This is a genomic window from Peribacillus sp. NPDC097675, from assembly GCF_050277655.1.
Classification (GTDB): Bacteria; Bacillota; Bacilli; order Bacillales; family DSM-1321; genus Peribacillus.
On the sequence record NZ_JBNNSK010000005.1, the window covers coordinates 159486 to 177879 of the forward strand.

Below are 18394 nucleotides of genomic sequence, written 5' to 3' on the forward strand. Positions count from 1 at the left end.
CTCGCTCTCTTTATTTGTATGATGGAGTTAATCAAAAGAGAGGTAGGAGGATTAAAAATGATTGAAATTCATGAAGTGTCAAAAACGTTCCAAGATAAAAAAGCATCCATCACCGCACTCAAACATGTTTCCCTTTCCATTAGAAAAGGTCAGATTGTCGGATTGCTTGGGGAAAACGGTGCCGGGAAGACCACCTTACTTCGTTCCATCGCCACTCTTCTGACCCCGACAGAAGGATATATCAAAGTGGCCGGATTCGATACGTTAGAACATCCCAACGAAATCAAGAAAAAAATTGGTGTGCTGTTCGGTGGGGAAACCGGCTTGTACGACCGGTTGACCACCCGTGAAAACCTAGCCTATTTCGCCTCTCTTTACGGATTGAGCAGGCACGAAACAAAGGTCCGGATTGAAGAACTGGCCGTCAAGTTTGGCATGAAGGATTATCTTGACCGCAAAGTTGGCGGGTTCTCGAAAGGCATGCGCCAAAAAGTGGCCATATCTCGGACACTCATTCATGACCCTGATATCATCCTGTTCGACGAACCGACAACAGGACTTGACATCACTTCATCGAATGTTTTCCGCCAGCTTGTTCTTCAATTGAAAAGTCAGGGAAAGACCATCATCTTCTCTAGCCATATCATGGAGGAAGTCACGTTGCTCTGCGACTCTGTGACGATGATGCATAAAGGAGAAATGGTGTATAAAGGACAGCTCGAGGCTCTATACAAAGAAGAAAACAGTCGTGACCTGAATTACATATTCATGTCCAAACTTGTAAGGGGGAATCAGTACCATGTTTCTTAATATGTATATCAAAGAAATGAAGGAAGCGTTGAGGGATCGCCGGACGCTATTATTAAGTGTTTTTCTTCCCATCCTTTTGTTAACGGGATTAACGTTATTTTATGAAAGCATGATGTCCACGGATGAAGACGAAACCTATACATTAGCTGTAAAATCTTCCTTCAGCGAAGACGGAAAGCTCCTACTGAAGGAATTTCCTCAAATCGAAGTCCAATCATTCGAGAACCCGACAGACGCCGTCAAAGATGGAAAAGCCGCTGCCGCACTGCTAGCTAATGATGGCTTCATGGAACAGATCAAAAAGGGAGAACAGGTCACTTTCAGCCTCTCCGGTGACTCCTATAGTCAAGATAGCTCCTTCGTCCTTTCACAAGTAGAATCCGCTTTAACTCTCTTTGAAAAACAAATCATCCAGGAGCGCCTGCAAACAATAAATGTCGATACGAGCTTAATCAGTCCACTGCAAATCAACTTCAAAGAGGTCGGGCTAGAAAGCGATAACGAGGTCGGACCAGAAAGCGATAACGGAGCCTCATTAAGCATTCTGTCACTCTTTCTACCCATGATCATCACGATGGCAATCAGCACTGGCGCTTATCCACTTGCCTCGGACTTATTTGCAGGAGAAAAAGACCGCAAAACAATGGAAGCGTTGCTAATGACCCCTGTTAGCCGAGGAAAAATCCTGCTGGCCAAATGGCTTACGATTTCTTCCGTCGGTGCACTGGCTGGAATCGTCTCGATCCTTGTCGTCACCTTGGAACTCATTTTTTTAACCGAAGAATTGAAAAAAGGCTTTGATTTCGGCAGCGACCTATGGCTGATCCTTCCGACAGCCTTGTTGATCAACATTTTATTTTCTCTATTCGTTGGTGCCTTGCAAATGTCAGCAAGCATCATTTCCAAGACCGTTAAAGAATCCCAGAACTACCTATCGCCAATTACCATGCTTGCTATCCTTCCTGTGCTTTTCTTGGGAGGCACTGGCTTGCACGAATTAACAACCGAGCATTTCCTGATTCCTTTCTTCAATATATTCGCCCTTTTCAAGGAATTGCTGTACGGTGTCATCGACTATCAAAATATCTTGCTTACAGCCGGCAGCCTGGTCGTTTCGATTGCTATTTTCTTCGCTGTATCAAGGCTCTTATTCCTGAAAGACAAATGGGTACTGAATTAAGCAAAAAGACACGCTGGACCGTCAGCGTGTCTTTCTTATTCAAACCGCATTCTTCCCATGCCAACCAATAGAAAAAGAAAAGCAAATATCAGTAAGATAGCAATCGATTCAAAAGGGAGGGTACCGTTTCCCGCGATTTCCGTCAGCCCTATCATCGCCCACCTCTGGGGCAGGAACTCCGCCATCTTCTGCATAAAGACAGGCTCGATTTCAATTGGCCAGTAAACACCGGCAATCATGCAGCTGGAGATGACAATGAGGTTGCCGATTGACGACTGCTGCTCGACCGTTTTTACCAACCCGGCAATCATCAGGCCAAGACCCACGATCGCCAACAGCATCGAGGAAACAAGTATCACCAAATAGATTGGGTTCCCCCAGTTCACATCGAAAAAGAAAGTGGTAGCCAGCATCAGGACACCAAATTGAATCCAACCTATCACGAAAAAAGAAAGCAGATAACCGGAAGCAATTTCAAAACGGGAGGCCGGAGTCGACAGTAACCGATACCATACCCCATTACTTCTCGCCTCTAAAATCGTGCCCGTCACGCTCATCATCGTAATCATCAAAAACATGATGGAAAATCCGGCGGCACTGCCCGAAAAACTGCCCTGATCAGCAACCTGGCCTCCACCAGTGATGACCTTTTTCAGCTTTGTTCCTTCCGTGCTTGACTCTGTTTTCAGTTTTCCATACAAACCTTGCCACTCTTCGCCGCTCTGTTCACTCCAAGCTAGGGCGGCGGCCGTTTCGATATTCAGTTTAGAAAGCTTATTGGAAAGGTATCCGCTTATTGTTTGATAGGTGGTGAACTCCGGAATATGCTCAAACTCAACATTCGGATTGTCACCCGCTACCATATTGGCCTGAAATCCCTTTTGAACATGGATGACTCCGACGACGCTTTTATCTTCAACTTCCATGAGCGCTTCCCGGTTGTTCCCCTCTTTTATGCTGAACAATGAATTCTTTTCATGCAATTGCTCGAATAACGACTTGGATAAAATCGATCCATCTTCATCCACAAATAGAACAGAAGGCTTATCTTTTTCTTCCGTCCCGAATAATGTACCAAATAAGAGCGTAAAGATAAGTGGCATCCCAAACATGATTAGATAGCTCTGCGGTTCCTTGAAAACCCGCTGAATTTCAAAGCGACAGATGTTCCATATTTTCATCACACATATCTCCCCCTTAACCGCCAGGCTCCAATCAACATGGACACAAGCCCAATGGTCCCTAACACCGAAAATGGTAACAAGAGCTCACTCCATCCAACCCCGGACATGATGTCCAACAAAACGGTCAATGCCCAATTATTCGGGGTCAGCGCGGCAATCGTTTTAAAACTTTCAGGAAACGCATAAATCGGCAGCATCGATCCTCCAACAATGGCAAACATTTGAATACCGACCCCGCTGATCAAATCGGCTGTTTTCTCCTTGGTGATAAAGGCGGCCAACAGCATGGACAGACCCGCGACCGCGACGGAATATACAAAACCGGTCGCTATCACCTGCCCACCATTTTCACCCCACTTCACGCTGAAGAAGAAAGAAGTCGCAGCATAAAAGAGCAAAAATTGAAGGAAGGCAAAATAAAGAGTGCCCAAGAACTTGCCAATCAGGATTCCGTATTTGCTTACCGGCGTACTATTCAATCTGGCAAGCGTGTCTGTCTGACGTTCCTGGATCATCGACTTGGCACCAAGTGTCACATTAAAAAGCAAAAACATGACAAGCATCGCAGCTGAGTAATACTGCATGGAGGAAACAGACGTTTCACCGACCGATTGATTGGCCACCGCCATATCTGCTTTTCCGCTCTCCGCCAACAATGTGGATACACGATCCCCTGTTTCCCCTAAATCCCCAGCTCCTGTAGAGGCTGCGGTTACCTCCGCCATATTTTCCATGACAGTCTCAGAAGCCGACGAAACTGTCTGCACACGATCGGTAAAAGAAGTGATGATCGCTTCGACGACCGTTGCTTTTAATTGTGTATCTTGATTCGAGTAAAGAACGGCCCCGGCAAGGTTCGCACTCCATTTTGCAGGGATATAAATCCCTACTTCAACCTCACCTTTATTCACCATCTCTTCAAGCTTCTTTTCACTGACTACGTTTTTCACTCTAAGAAAGTCCGTCTTCGCTAACACATCTTGCTTCAATGCATCCGCCATGGGATCTTTTTCATCGACGTACAACCCGACTGTTGTTTCCTGAAAACCTTCATCACTACCAACGATATCCTTCAAGGCCGCTCCCAAAATCAGCGTCAAGATAAGTGGCATGATCAGCATCATCATGAAGCCCCGCCGGTCCATGGCCCGTATCTTAAAATCCTTCCAAGCAATCAGAAAGCCCTTCATTCTTCCACACCTCCTCCTAATCTCGCAGTGACCGCCCTGTCAACTGTAAGAAAAGACTTTCTAAATTTGGCTCTTTCCTTTCAAAGGCCAGAACCTTTACATTGGACTTCACAGCGGAAGCTATAATGTCCGAGACGATATTCGAATGATTGGTCACAACAATTTCGAGCGTGTTTTTTTCCCCATTGGCCACGAGCTTATCAACATTCACCGCATGTTCCAGTTCCTTAAGCCACTCTTCATTGAGGGAATCAACCTGTAGTTTAAGGACGATTCCCTCAGCCAGTGTTTCACATAATTCCTCTTTCTTGCCGAGGGCAATGATTTTCCCTTCATCGACAATGCCGATTCTATCGCAGAGCTCCTCAACTTCCTCCATATAGTGACTCGTATAAATCACCGTCATCCCTTCCCCATTCAACCGCTTCACCGTTTCCAATATATGATTGCGCGATTGCGGATCAATTCCGACCGTCGGCTCATCCATAATCAGCAGTTCAGGCTCATGCATCAAGGCGGCACCGATATTCAGTCTCCTTTTCATCCCACCGGAAAAGGTCTGGACTTTATGTTTTGCCCTATCCTGTAACCCGACGATATCAAGAACAACTTTCGCCCTCTTCTTCCCTTCTGCCCTAGTCAGTCCATACATTCTCCCCCAGAACAGTAAATTATCATGCGCAGTCATCGTCGGGTATAGGGCGATTTCCTGTGGTACGATTCCGATTTTCTTTTTAACGTTCCTTGGTTCCTTTTTCACCGAAAGACCATCAATTAGGATATCTCCCGACTCGTAGGGCAGCAGTCCGCAAATCATGGCAATGGTCGTCGACTTGCCTGCTCCATTTGGCCCCAAAAGTCCGAATGCTTCTCCCTTATCCACCGTAAAAGAAACGCCCTTTACAGCCACATGCTTCCCGTATGATTTCCTGACCTCTTTTACCTCTAGCACCGATACATTCCTCCTCGTATAACACTTCTTCCTCATTCTAAGACCAAAGTAAAAATAAACCATCTACCTCAAGGAAGATATCCACAAAAAAAATGACCTTCCCCTATGCTGAAAGTCATCTATCTATTGCTTATTCACTCTGTAAATGTAGTAATCCCATACCGCACGGCAAAAACGGCTGCCTGGGTGCGATCACGCAGTTCAAGTTTTGAAATGATATTCGAAACATGGTTTTTCACGGTTCCCTCTGTAATGAACAAATCAGCTGCGATTTCCTTATTATTTTTCCCATAACCAAGGTCCCTTAGCACATCACGTTCCCTGTTTGTCAGATCAGCGAGGACAGCAGGCGAAGTGCTCACCTTCCTTTCTTTTTCCCCCTTTAACTCTTGCAGCATCTGGGCGGTGATCTCTGGAGGAAGCACCATTCCCCCTGATTGAACGGTTTTGATGGCATTGGTAATCATGTCAGCTGACATGTCTTTCAGCAAATACCCGCTCGCTCCTTCCTCCAAAGCCGAAAAAATAAGTTCGCTATCCTGAAACGTCGTTAGCATCAGCACTTTCGTATTCGGAAGTTGCGATGTAATCATCTTGGTCCCGACAACACCATTCGTTTGTGGCATCCGGATATCCATCAAGACAATATCGGGTTCCAATTCCATCGACCGTTCATAAGCCTCCATGCCATTACTGGCCACGCCTACCACTTCAAGCTCAGGGCGCAATTTCAGCAATGCCGATAGCCCATCACGGATGAGCGGTTGATCATCTACAATAATTACCTTTATCATGACGTGCCTCCAATCGCCCATTTTTTCTCGTTTAACGGAAACTCAGCAGTAATATGAAATCCTTGAGATGGTTTGCTTCCATATGATAAGACCCCACCCATTTCGTTAATCCGGTCTTGCATCGTTTTCAATCCGAATCCTGGCGTGATCATGCTTGCTCCCTTGCCATTGTCCTGCACTTCAATCCTCACCTTTTCCGTACCACACTCTAGCTTGATTGAAATGACCGTCGCATCCCCATGGCGTTTTGCATTCGTTACGCTTTCCTGAATCATTCGGATGAGTGTGGGATGAAGTCTACTCGGTATATGACTTGGGTCTCCCTGAATCTCAATATTTGATTTCAAGCCTGTCGTTTGATGAAATTCATTGAGCAGCTTATTCACACTGGATAGAAAGGTCGTTTCTTCTTCTTTTAATGCCTGGACGGAAAAACGAACCTCCTCCAAGGCTTCCTGCGCCAAATCCTTACAGATATTCATCGTATCCCTCGCTTTTTCCAAGTCATGATTAATCAGTTCATAAGCAAGCTCCATCTGCACAAATAAGGCCGTCATTTTATGACCCACCGTATCGTGAATCTCCCGAGCAATCCTGTTTCGCTCTCTGATTTTTGCCGATTCCTCTGCCTGATCCGAATACTCCTGCAACTGCTGATGGGCCGATGACAGTTCTTCATGTGCCTCATTCAATTGTAAGAATTGATCATTCATCACTTCACTTGCTTCTATTAGTTTCCGAATCAAATTGCCGACCACTGCCGTAAAGGCGACAAATGAGATACTCACGAGGTTATCAATGATATCGATTTTTCCAGTTTGCAAAAAGGTCGAAACCATGACCGTGACCCATAAGAATCCAAAAAAAAGCCCATATATTCTATGTTTCTTAGACTCCGAGACCAGGATAAACAAGGTAACCGTGACGACCCCGACCAGAATCAAATAAAGGGTGGAGTGAGGGAACAAATAACCGTACCCAAAACTGAGCACGCCATCGAAATAAATGATCCGTAACCCATGCTGAAATGCTTCCTTATAAAAAATCAAATAATGATTCAACATAAAACCTACGGCGATTACGATGAGCAGTCCTTTTAAAAATAAATCAGGTCCCGGAATTCGCAAATAATACATACAGCTGATTAACAAGAACATGACAACCCGTAGATTAATCAACCATCCCATACCGTCCGCCCTCTTTCATTTTTCCTTTCTCTATCATGACTAATATATGGTAAAAGATAAAGAGTTTTTTTCATATAAAAAAACCTCCCGATTCAAGGAGGTCCCAATCACTTCTTAAAAAAATTCATGATATAAAGCCTGGATCGCCGTTTCTTCACTATGCCCTTTCACGCCAAACATCATGCTCACCTCGGAAGATCCTTGGTTAATCATTTCAATATTGACCTTGGCATCGGCCAACGCTTTCGAGGCCCTTGCCGTCGTTCCGACATTATGGCGCATACCTTCACCTACGACCATGATTAATGCAAGATTATGTTCAACAATGACTTGGTCGGCTTGAAGCTCTTGCTTAATGCGCGAAACAATTTTCACCTCTACTTCTTCACCCATTTGATCTTGACGCAGAATGATGGTCACATCATCAATGCCAGATGGGGCATGCTCATAGGAAACACCGTAATCTTCAAGAATATGAAGCAATTTACGCCCAAAACCAACTTCTCGGTTCATCAAGTATTTGTTAATGTAAATACTGCAAAACCCTTTGTCACTCGCAATCCCGATTACAGGACCATTCGTATTATCACGCGTGCTCACAATCCTTGTCCCCTGAGCCGTCGGATTGTTCGTGTTCTGGATATGTACTGGAATGCCAGCTCGGAATGCAGGAATTAACGCTTCATCATGGAAAACCGAAAAGCCTGCATAAGAGAGTTCCCGCATTTCCCGATACGTCAATTCACGAATTCCCTTCGGATTGGGAACCACATTAGGATTCACTGCGTATACGGCATCCACATCCGTGAAATTTTCGTACAAGTCGGCTTTAACGCCATTTGCAAGAATCGACCCCGTAATATCCGAGCCACTTCTTGAAAACGTTAAAACATCCCCCTCCAACGTATAGCCAAAGAATCCTGGGAATATCACGATACCCGGCTCTTCACGAAGTGCATATAAACGCTCGTACGATTCAGGAAGCACCTGTGTATATCCATCGACGTCCGTCACAATCAACCCGGCCTTTCTCGGATCCATATACTGCGCCTCTACGCCACGGCTCTGAAAATAAGCGGAAACAAGCTTCGCATTATTATCTTCTCCACTCGCCTTCAATGCATCCACATACCGCTTTGGCTTACTCTTGTCAGCATGCAGCAACGTGTGTAAATCTTCACGTATCTCCTCAATGACCGTTCCAGAAAGGTTCAATTCCTCAGCAATGCTCGCATAACGAGAAATCACATCTTCTATTAAAAGCGCACCATCATCGCCGCGCAATTGCTGTTCTGCAGCTTCAATCAATAAATCCGTCACTTTTATATCATCGGAATTGCGTTTCCCTGGTGCCGAAACGACGACGACCTTTCTCTCTGGGTCTGAAACCACAATTTCGAATACCTTCTTCAACTGTTCCCCCGACGCGAGCGAGCTCCCGCCAAATTTTGCTACCTTCATCACGCCATCCCCTATTTCAAAAATATTCTGTCAAAATCAACTCTCCCTATTATTACGCGTTTTCGTGAAACAATCAAGAGTTAATTCCATTATATAAGGACATTTGTACTTATGATAAAGACATTGAAGTTCAATTCCAATAATGGTCATTTGCATAGTAAGATATTGAGCCACCGATTTTCTCACAAAGAAAAAACTTCCCGAAAAATCGAGAAGCTGAGAACACTATTCTTTGTCATTACATGATATTAGTCGTGTTGATTTCAGGAGTTACCGATTATCCACGGTTTCCGGATATAGATCGTGATTCATCAAACGGTAATGCGCCATTTCTTCAAACTTCGTCCCAGGTTTTCCATAGTTCGTGTATGGGTCAATGGAAATGCCCCCTCGTGGAGTGAATTTTCCCCAGACCTCGATAAACTTCGGATCCATCAATTCGATTAAATCATTCATGATGATATTCATGCAGTCTTCGTGGAAATCCCCATGATTACGGAAAGAGAATAGATACAGTTTCAATGACTTGCTTTCAACCATTTTCATACTTGGAATGTAGCTGATATAGATGGTCGCAAAATCTGGCTGCCCCGTAATGGGACACAAACTCGTAAACTCGGGGCAATTGAATTTAACGAAATAATCCCGGTTCGGGTGTTTATTATCGAATGACTCTAATATCTCAGGTGCATAATCAAAGGAATATTGGGTACCCTGATTTCCTAGTAATGTAATATCCTTCAGTTCTTCTTCTTTTCTTCCAGACATGCAAACGTCCTCCTCTTCCACGGACCCAGGGAGGTTCATAAAGGCCTTTATACATAAAAAAAACCATATCTCCTCAAAGATATGGTTGATTCGAAAAATATCAAAGCCATAGTTTTTTTAAGAGGGTAATGCTATGAACCTCTCCCGTTCAACGGGAAATAATATAAAATTGTCTGGTGTAAATATAGTAAAAAAACTCATTTCTGTCAATATCAAGATCGATAGCATAAATAGAACGGGAAATAGGGTCTGACCCCCTTATCGATAGTCATAAACACCGGTATATCAATATTTATTGGCAGGAAAAAATCTTGGGAAATGGGGTCTGACCCCAAAATGTGTTGACAACCTTTTCGATTTGTCAGATAATTATGAAAATTAGTTGATATTATTTTTTTACTTAGGCAATATGTTTGATTGTTCGATAGTAACGGGTATATAGTATGTGTGTAGAATAAAGAAAGGATGAGGCAAAATGGTCAAAGTTACTGTGAAAGTTGATTACAAAGGAAAATCGTATCAGACAAATGTTCTGGCACAACCGGGTGCTAATGAGGAAGAAATTTTTCAAACTGCCCTTCACCAAGTGAAGAAACAATGGAAAGAATAAAAAAGCAGGCGTCGCTTTAGATACCTGCTTTTTTTTTGCCTTTTTTTAATAGGACACTCCCCAAAACATTCACGACTACCCTCTTAAGCTACCATTTAAAAATCCCCGAACAAACAAAAGAGGGTGCCTTTGAAAAGGCACCCTCTTTTGATAGATTCTCTTACAAGTAACCCCAAGTCATAGCTAGCAATGTACCAAAGATCGTGAATAATGCAATGAACATACCGTAATAAACGTTTACGTAAATTGCTTTTCCGTCTTTCGTTTCACCAGCATGCATGAATACAACAAGCTGAAGGCCTGCTTGTATAAATGCCGTAATAAGAAGTACCGTCATACCAACTGTATATGACATATCAAAGAAGTAAACGGCAAGAGCCACTGCAGTAAGAATCATTGAGAATACAAAACCCATTACTTGTTTTCGTGGGAACAATTCAGACATTATGAGATCATTCCTTTCAGATAGATGAAGCTAAAGATAAAGATCCAAACTACATCTAGGAAATGCCAGTAAAGAGAGAAGATAAACGATTTATTAGCTGTCGCTGGAGTCAATCCGCGCTTTTTAACCTGAAGGATAATGAATGTTCCCCAGAATAGACCAGCGGTTACGTGAGCTCCATGAGTTCCTAATGTTGTCATCAGCATAGCTGTGAAAGCACTAGTTTGTAATCCTGCCCCAATATGAACATAGTGGATAAACTCGAATATTTCTACGCATAAGAATCCTAGGCCTAGCAGAAGCGTGATAGCAAAGAAAGTCATCATCGCTTTCTGTTTGCCAAGACGCATCGCGTGGATACCAAGACCGATAACAAAACTACTTGTTAAAAGCAAGATTGTTTCAGCTAGAACTGGAGTGATTTCAAAAATCTCCACTCCAGGGCCTCCATCAGTACGGCCATGTAATACGAAATATCCAGCAAATAGTGTAGCGAAAAGCATAATTTCAGCACCAAGGAAAATCCAGAAACCAAATATCTTCAGGCTATTCTCTTCAGTACTATATTCAAGTGGCAGCGAGTTATCAATTTTCATTATTTAGCACCTCGCAATTTTGATTCTGTCTCTTCAATTTCTTCAACTGAAATGTAGTGACCATGATCTTCCTCGAATGACCGAAGTGCCATACAAACAAAGATCGCGATTGTTGCAACGATAGCAGGAATCCAAAGTGCAAATACGAATGAGAAGCCCCATACAAAGAAGATAGCACTCATGATGATTGGCATTCCGCTATTATTTGGCATATGAATTTTTTCATACTTGCCTGGGAATAAATTATGTCCCTTTTTCTTAACATCCCAAACAGGTTCGATTGAGTTAACCTGTGGTAATACGGCAAAGTTATATTCTGGTGCAGGGTTATGAGTAGACCATTCTAGAGAACGAGCATCCCATGGATCTGAACCGATATTTCTTGGTGAATAACGGATACTGTAATAAACGTTGTAAACAATTACTGCAAAACCTACAGCAAGTCCAGCTGCTCCAATGAATGAAATCATATTCATCAAACCAAAACCAGTTGATTCAGAGTATGTGTACATACGACGTGCTTGGCCATCTAGACCACTGAAGAACATTGGCATGAATGCAACTAGTGTACTCATAGTGATTATCCAAGCTGAGATTTTACCGATTTTTTCATTCAAGATGAAACCGAACATTTTTGGCCAGTAGAAATGAAGACCAGCTAACATCGCGAATACAACACCTGGGATAATAACCATATGGAAATGGGCTACTAAGAACATTGTATTATGGTACTGGTAATCAGCTGCTGACATTCCAAGCATTACTCCAGTAACACCACCGATAGTAAAGATCGGCAAGAATAGTACTGAATAAATCATTGGCGTGGTAAAAGTGATCTTACCTTTATAAAGTGTGAACAACCAGTTGAATATCTTGACACCGGTCGGAACAGCAATCGCCATCGTTGTGATAGAGAAGATACTGTTTGTAAGTGCTCCTTGACCCATAGTAAAGAAGTGATGCACCCATACTAGGAATGAAAGAAGCGAGATGATAACCATGGAAGCTACCATTGATTTGTAACCATATAGATTACGTTTGGCAAAGGTTGAGATAACCTCACTATAAATACCGAATGCCGGCAAGATTAAGATATAAACCTCAGGATGACCCCAAACCCAGAAGAAGTTCGCCCAAAGCATATCCATACCGCCACCAGTTGTTGTAAAGAAGTGGGTTCCGAATAATCTATCCATTGTTCCCATGATAAGCAACACTGTTAATACAGGGAAAGCGAAAACAATGATTAAGTTCGTGATTAAAGCAGACCAAGTAAACATTGGCATTTTCATTAATGTAATACCAGGTGCTCTCATTTTAAAGATCGTAGTGATGAAGTTAATACCAGTCATCAATGTACCAAGACCTGAAATTTGAAGAGCGAACATATAATAATTCGAACCTACCGACTCACTAAAGTCGTTACCTGCAAGTGGGAAATAAGAAGTCCAACCTGCGTCAGGAGAACCACCAACTACGAATGAAATGTTAATTAACATTGCACCCATAAAGAATAACCAGAAACTTAATGCATTAAGACGCGGGAATGCTACGTCACGTGCACCAATTTGTAGTGGAACAACGATGTTCATGAATGCCATGATAAATGGCATAGCCATGAATATGATCATCACGACACCATGTGTAGTGAAAATTTCATTATAATGCTGTGCGTCTAAAAGTGTGTTATCTGGCACGGCTAGCTGTGCACGCATCATGATAGCATCTGCGCCACCACGGAAAAGCATGGCTAAAGCAGCGATTATATACATGATACCGATACGTTTGTGGTCAACAGTTGTTAACCATTCACGCCAAAGATAACCCCATTTTTTGAAATATGTCAAACCAGCAATTATGGCAAGAGTAGTAAGACCAATGGCAACCATCGATGCGTAAATCGCAAGACTTGGATGAGGTACGGCAAATCGATCAAAGAATTCCATACTATCGTGACTCCTTTTGGAAATTTATTGTTTAGCATGTAAGGTTAGTTATTTAACCAACCTTACACATCTTAATGATTGCTATGTTCTTCGTGTCCTTCGTGTTCTTCGTGTTCTTCGTGTGAATCATGTTCGTCATGTGATGAACCATGATCATGTCCTCCGTTTTCACCCTCAGGTGCAGGACTGAATTCTAAATGAGTTCCAGTGTAAGTAGAAGTACCAAGATGACCTGGTTCTAATAACTCATTGAATTTTTCTTCAGTAAGAGGTTTAGCTGTTTTGTGAACTTCATCTACCCATTCGTCAAAATCAGCTTCAGGCATTGCTGTTACGTTGAACGTATTTTCAGCAAATCCTTTACCACTGAAGTTTGCATTTCTACCCATGTATTCACCTGGCTCATCAGCTGCTAAGTGCAACGTGTTGACCATGTCGCTCATTGCGTATTTCTGACCACCAAGTTGTGGAATCCAGAAACTTGTGATTGGACCGTAAGAATAAAGCTTGAATTCAAGTGGACGGTCTGTCGGAATGTATAAATAGTTAACCGTTTCAATATTTTCTTCCGGATAACTAAAGTGCCATTTCCAGTTAGATGTTGAAGCGTAAACAACCAAAGGTTCCTTATCTCCATACCCTTCAGGAGTTGCTTCTACTTTATAGTTACTCTGTGTGGAAACGACTGAAAGGAAACCTACGATTATAATAGGAACGATCAAACAAATCGCCTCTACAACCTTACTTCCTTCTATATGAGGAGGCTCATACCCCTCACTTTGTTTGGAAGCTCTGAACTTGACTAGCATATAAATAAGAATTCCAAAAACGACTAAAACGATAATCGACATTAATCCTATCGATAACATAATGTCCTTAGCTTGCGTTTCAGCTTGCGGCCCTTTAGGATCTAAGACCATTAATGGTTCACAACCTGTTAACACTGTGGCAACAGTAAAAAGGATGGTTAAAAAAGCCCACTTTATTTTCATCGTGCTACCCCTCTCTTAGTATAATATATTTGACATTGGTAATTATTCGGAAAAAACATTTACCAAGCTTTAAAACTCGTATTCTCATATCTTAGTTCCAAGTAGAAAAAAAGACAACATGAATTCAAGAATGTCATAAAAAGTTCATTTAAAATACGTAAATATGTGGTAATTGAGTAGTTATATTGTATTATTTTAAATTTAGCCCTATAATATATCCTTATAAACAAAAATAAGGTAGCATGACCAAACACAAAATCATCACTACTTAAGCCTACTTTATTTTATATTAATATAACGAAATAAACAATTGTAACATTATACATAGTGGGAAATACTACCTCAAAATCACCTTGATTGTTAAATACTTCACATAATAGGATAGGTTATTTTATCTATTTTTTCATAAAGCTCCTTCTTTCTTATTTAATTAGTATAATATTATCCTCTGGAAGAGGTTTTTACCTAACGTAACCCCAAATCCCAAACATCGAAATCAATTCTAATCTAAATGAAAGATATCCTCAAGATATTCTTCTTATTAAATTGATAATAGATCAAGCCAAAAGAAGAAAGGTGTCAAATTGACACCTTTCTTCTTTTGGCTTTGGCCTTAAATTTAATTAGCTTCGATGATTCCGGAACAATCCTTTGACCTTTTTTTGTATTCTGCGTCATTTCTTCTGTCAGAACGAACAATATACCAATCAGGAAAATACTAGCTGCACTTAACGCAATGGTTATCCCGATGGTAGTTAGAATATACCCTTTGTTGTAACCGCTTACAAAAAAGCTGAATAAGACCAATAAAATTCCAATTGTACATCCTGTTCCCGATACCCATTTCAATGCATCCATTACCTTCTGATTAGCTTCCATCCTGTCAGCCCCTTTTCTTTCTATTTTAATATTTTTCACAATTTTGTCAATATTACATCTATTTTACAATATATACACGGTATTATCCTTGACAAAATTCTCAGGCATTCCGTATACCGATGCATGATTCATCTATTTATAGTATGAACGTGTTTAAAGAAAACTACTCTGAAACTTCATAGGGACAAAGAAGCAAAAAGCTTCGGACCATCGATCCGAAGCCTTCCAGTTAAGCTTTTTTCAAAGTTACCGTCAACGTTTTTTCTTTTGTTCCACGATATACTTTGAATACCACTTTATCTCCTATCTTCTTATCTTTGTATAGCTGTTTTCTCATCTCAGCAGCAGTACTGACCTTAGTTCCATCAATGGCGACGATGATATCCTGTTCCAGCATTCCACCTTCCGAAGCAGCCGATCCCGGTTGTACACTTGTAACCATTACCCCCGATTTTGCAGATTCTGGCATTTCCTTTAGGTAATATTGAGGCAGTTCTTCTGTGTTGGTAAGACTGACCCCTAAATACGGCCTAGTGATTTTCCCCTTTTCTATCAGTTCCTTTACAATAGGGAGAACCTCATTACTCGGTATGGCAAAGCCTAAACCCTCCACGCCACTTTCCGATATCTTCAAGCTATTAATGCCAATGACCTCTCCTGCCGTATTGATTAAGGCCCCACCGCTGTTTCCAGGATTTATGGCTGCATCCGTTTGAATGACATCCAACTCCCATTCACCGTCCGAGGTGTCAACCGAAATGGCCCTTCCAGTTGCACTGACAATTCCTTGCGTTACTGACCTTGAAAAATCAAGTCCAAGCGGATTACCGATCGCCAGTACCTCTTCACCTGGTCGTATGCTAGCAGAATCCCCAAAGTCGACAGCCTCCAGAGCAACAGAATCCTTAATCGTCAATACGGCTAAGTCCGTTAAGGCATCGGCGCCGACAACCTCCGCTGTCACTTTCTTTCCATCATATAATGAGATTTCCACTTGCTTAGCCCCTTCAATGACGTGGTTATTCGTGATGATGTATGCTTTGCCGTTAGCTTTTTTATAAATGACCCCTGATCCCGTCCCACTTTCCACAGTTTCATTCTCTGTACTTTGTTGCTGAAAAGGATACCGACTTTTTGATTCTTGAAAATTGACGACGCCCACGATTGATTTTGAAGCCGTTTCAACCATATCTGCCCTCTGATTAGAATCTGTGCTCGTCGACAATTTTTGTGGAGTAACCGTTTGCTCTACAGCTGCCGGTTTAGAGGTTTCATCAATAGCCTCTTTTTCCGAAAGCTCTCCTCCAAATACAAAAACAGAAGAAGTTACTAAAGAAGCGATTACACCAGAAACAAGACCCGTAAACACATGCGACTTTCCTTTTTTAGGTTTATCCTTCACCCTGACTTGTTCTTGTTCTTCACCATTATAGTTCTCCATCTTTGTCCCTCCCATTTATGACTATTACATGGCTCCATCATAAACAGGAATTATTAAAAATTTCTTAAGAAACCATGAAAAATAAAAATTTTTTTCATGGACCGATATATCGGCGGATTGGACTGATAAAGGTCTGGTTTTGACCGATAAATCATAAAAATTGACCGATTTACTGCTTACAACAAAAAAAAGACGCCTCTATAAAAGGCGCCTCTCCTTACATGACTTCATACACTTCTTTTGTTTTCTTATTCACGCCATACCACCCCCAAGTGGCGGTATGCCCACCTTCGTTACTATCATTGACCACTTCAAAGACTTGAAAAATATAGTCTCCCTTTTCATCATCATGGTCATATTGGATTTGTAGCTGCGGATTTTCGTCAAACTTGGCGAAATCTTTCACCAATTGCTCGGCTGTGTCTTTCGAAATGGATTGATCCGACTCTTTCTCATCTACTACCGGTTTCTCCTCAGCTGGTTCCTCCTGGCCGGCTTTTTCCTCTTTCTGCGCTTCTTTTGGTGTTTCTGTTTTCACTGCTGGATTATCTTCAGCTTCTGACTCTGGAATAGCCTCTACATCTTCACCTTCTTCATCATCCGTTGATTCACCAGGCTCCATATCCTCTTCAACCGGTTCTATACTGGCATCTTCCGTTTCTTTCAGCATCTCGCTAGCCTTTTGTACCATCATCTTACCTTCTTTGTATTTTGCCTTATAGGCTGCTGCCTCTTGGAACAATGCTTGTGCCCCATCAAAATCTTGCTCCTCAAATTTCTTCATCCCTTTAGAAAGCAATTCCGACAGATCCATCAGCTCTTTCGCTTCCGCCGTTGGGTCATCCTCATAGGCCAATTCAAATGCTTCATAGGCTTCTAAGTAGTTCTCTTCTTTCAATTGGCTTTTTCCTAATTCCATGTTTGAGTCATACACCCTCGTCGTACAACCTGAAACGATGAATACCATCATTAAAATAAAAACGGATAATTTCTTCATATCAGCACTCTCCATCCTGGTTCGATATCATAAGTTGTCCTATCATTCTATAAATCTATCTTACCCTATTTCATAAGAAATATCTGACATCTATGTATGAAAGCTACTTTTTTCTGGGATATTCAAAATGAGGGTTATTTTTTTACAAATAGTGGTACATCATAAATAAACACTTTAAGGGGTGGATACGAATGAAGCAGGAAAAACAAACCTATTATGTGGATTTGGTGAGTGGTGACATTCTGGGTCAAAAATTAGAGGAAAACCCCAGCTTCACCATACAAGCGGATGATGATGATTTGGCTGAATTGAAGCAATGTTTAGAGGATCACCATAAAGATGACCTTGAAGCATACGCCCGTTCACATGTGCCCTATCTCCTCTACCATCATGACCGGGCCAATGATAAGTATGATGCGGCCATGAAAAGGCTTTATCGAATCATCTATAGATTAGGGGACGAAGCAGCACGAAATCACATTGATGAGATTGGAATATTGGAGGATAACAAATACGAAGGCGACAGTGAAATTCAGAAGTTTAAATAAGCAGCATGTTAGAACAGGATCATGTTTATGAAGGTTCTGTTCTTTTTTATGAACATAGCGTGATTATAAGGAGGTACGGATGAAACAAACAATTTACTTTACCTTATTGGCTGGCACCCTAAGTATTTTGTTTGGCTGCACTCAAGATTCATCCAGTAAAGAACCGGTTAAGACTAGCGAAGAGCGCCCTGTAACGGACAAATCGTCTGAAGAAATTGAACTAGAACAAGGCGTTAGCCAGGTAGCGGAAGGATATGCACCTGTACCTGAAGAAGGTGACCCAATCAGTGAGGAAAAAGAAGAAGAGATTTATCGTTACATGAAATCACGATATGGCACCGGCAAGACTAAACAAAACACACAAGACTCCATCATAAAAAAAGGCGAGTAAGAAATTCGGGATTACACAATCAC

At 41.9% G+C, this 18394-nt stretch carries 19 protein-coding genes; 5 read left to right on the forward strand and 14 right to left on the reverse strand.

The window, feature by feature from the left end:
* The first annotated feature begins 57 nt into the window (after positions 1-57).
* Both ACQKL5_RS09625 and ACQKL5_RS09630 read left to right on the forward strand, forming a co-directional pair.
* On the forward strand, positions 58-810 hold the full coding sequence (locus tag ACQKL5_RS09625) for an ATP-binding cassette domain-containing protein (protein ID WP_427608298.1): 753 nt from the start codon (positions 58-60) through the stop codon (positions 808-810).
* Positions 800-1990 carry an ABC transporter permease gene (locus ACQKL5_RS09630; protein ID WP_427608299.1) on the forward strand — a complete coding sequence of 397 codons (1191 nt, stop codon included), beginning with the start codon at positions 800-802 and terminating at the stop codon, positions 1988-1990. The genes ACQKL5_RS09625 and ACQKL5_RS09630 overlap by 11 nt, the downstream gene beginning before the upstream one ends.
* 35 nt (positions 1991-2025) lie before the next feature.
* Here ACQKL5_RS09630 and ACQKL5_RS09635 read toward each other — a convergent pair whose 3' ends face one another.
* The 7 genes from ACQKL5_RS09635 to queF form a co-directional block, all read right to left on the reverse strand.
* Positions 2026-3171 (reverse strand): ABC transporter permease, encoded by a 1146-nt coding sequence (locus tag ACQKL5_RS09635; RefSeq protein WP_427608490.1) that lies wholly within the window; start codon positions 3169-3171, stop codon positions 2026-2028.
* On the reverse strand, positions 3171-4364 hold the full coding sequence (locus tag ACQKL5_RS09640) for an ABC transporter permease (RefSeq protein WP_427608300.1): 1194 nt from the start codon (positions 4362-4364) through the stop codon (positions 3171-3173). The genes ACQKL5_RS09635 and ACQKL5_RS09640 overlap by 1 nt, the downstream gene beginning before the upstream one ends.
* Positions 4365-4380: 16 nt before the next feature.
* Positions 4381-5352 carry an ATP-binding cassette domain-containing protein gene (locus ACQKL5_RS09645; RefSeq protein WP_427608301.1) on the reverse strand — a complete coding sequence of 324 codons (972 nt, stop codon included), beginning with the start codon at positions 5350-5352 and terminating at the stop codon, positions 4381-4383.
* A gap of 98 nt (positions 5353-5450) precedes the next feature.
* Positions 5451-6110, reverse strand: a complete 660-nt coding sequence (locus tag ACQKL5_RS09650) for a response regulator (RefSeq protein WP_427608302.1) — start codon at positions 6108-6110, stop codon at positions 5451-5453.
* Positions 6107-7297 carry a sensor histidine kinase gene (locus ACQKL5_RS09655; RefSeq protein ID WP_427608303.1) on the reverse strand — a complete coding sequence of 397 codons (1191 nt, stop codon included), beginning with the start codon at positions 7295-7297 and terminating at the stop codon, positions 6107-6109. The genes ACQKL5_RS09650 and ACQKL5_RS09655 overlap by 4 nt, the downstream gene beginning before the upstream one ends.
* A gap of 114 nt (positions 7298-7411) precedes the next feature.
* Positions 7412-8758, reverse strand: a complete 1347-nt coding sequence (locus tag ACQKL5_RS09660; RefSeq protein WP_427608304.1) for an aspartate kinase — start codon at positions 8756-8758, stop codon at positions 7412-7414.
* A 270-nt stretch (positions 8759-9028) separates the two neighbouring features.
* Positions 9029-9526 (reverse strand): preQ(1) synthase, encoded by a 498-nt coding sequence (queF, locus tag ACQKL5_RS09665; protein ID WP_427608305.1) that lies wholly within the window; start codon positions 9524-9526, stop codon positions 9029-9031.
* Positions 9527-10001: 475 nt separating this feature from the next.
* Between queF and ACQKL5_RS09670 the strand changes: the two genes are divergently transcribed.
* Positions 10002-10136, forward strand: a complete 135-nt coding sequence (locus tag ACQKL5_RS09670) for a BA3454 family stress response protein (protein WP_427608306.1) — start codon at positions 10002-10004, stop codon at positions 10134-10136.
* A 160-nt stretch (positions 10137-10296) separates the two neighbouring features.
* On the opposite strand, the gene qoxD is transcribed toward ACQKL5_RS09670, so the two are convergent.
* The 7 genes from qoxD to ACQKL5_RS09705 all read right to left on the reverse strand — a co-directional run bounded on the left by qoxD (position 10297) and on the right by ACQKL5_RS09705 (position 17432).
* The gene (qoxD, locus tag ACQKL5_RS09675; RefSeq protein ID WP_427608308.1) at positions 10297-10581 is read right to left on the reverse strand and encodes a cytochrome aa3 quinol oxidase subunit IV; all 285 of its coding nucleotides are present in this window, start codon (positions 10579-10581) and stop codon (positions 10297-10299) included.
* The gene (qoxC, locus tag ACQKL5_RS09680; protein ID WP_427608310.1) at positions 10581-11177 is read right to left on the reverse strand and encodes a cytochrome aa3 quinol oxidase subunit III; all 597 of its coding nucleotides are present in this window, start codon (positions 11175-11177) and stop codon (positions 10581-10583) included. The genes qoxD and qoxC overlap by 1 nt, the downstream gene beginning before the upstream one ends.
* Entirely contained in the window at positions 11177-13123 is a 1947-nt protein-coding gene (gene qoxB / locus ACQKL5_RS09685) for a cytochrome aa3 quinol oxidase subunit I (protein ID WP_427608312.1), read from the reverse strand. Before qoxB ends, qoxC begins: the two co-directional genes overlap by 1 nt.
* Before the next feature lie 71 nt (positions 13124-13194).
* Complete coding sequence (gene qoxA, locus ACQKL5_RS09690) at positions 13195-14115, reverse strand: cytochrome aa3 quinol oxidase subunit II (protein WP_427608314.1); 921 nt, start codon at positions 14113-14115, stop codon at positions 13195-13197.
* A gap of 579 nt (positions 14116-14694) precedes the next feature.
* A complete protein-coding gene (locus ACQKL5_RS09695) occupies positions 14695-14994 on the reverse strand; it encodes a hypothetical protein (protein ID WP_427608316.1) in 300 nt (99 codons plus the stop codon).
* A 229-nt stretch (positions 14995-15223) separates the two neighbouring features.
* Positions 15224-16435, reverse strand: a complete 1212-nt coding sequence (locus ACQKL5_RS09700) for a S1C family serine protease (RefSeq protein ID WP_427608318.1) — start codon at positions 16433-16435, stop codon at positions 15224-15226.
* A gap of 217 nt (positions 16436-16652) precedes the next feature.
* Positions 16653-17432 carry a hypothetical protein gene (locus ACQKL5_RS09705; RefSeq protein WP_427608319.1) on the reverse strand — a complete coding sequence of 260 codons (780 nt, stop codon included), beginning with the start codon at positions 17430-17432 and terminating at the stop codon, positions 16653-16655.
* A gap of 191 nt (positions 17433-17623) precedes the next feature.
* Between ACQKL5_RS09705 and ACQKL5_RS09710 the strand changes: the two genes are divergently transcribed.
* Positions 17624-17980: a hydrolase gene (locus ACQKL5_RS09710; protein WP_427608320.1), complete on the forward strand. Its 357-nt coding sequence runs from the start codon at positions 17624-17626 to the stop codon at positions 17978-17980.
* Positions 17981-18059: 79 nt separating this feature from the next.
* A complete protein-coding gene (locus ACQKL5_RS09715) occupies positions 18060-18371 on the forward strand; it encodes a hypothetical protein (RefSeq protein ID WP_427608321.1) in 312 nt (103 codons plus the stop codon).
* Positions 18372-18394 lie beyond the last annotated feature (23 nt).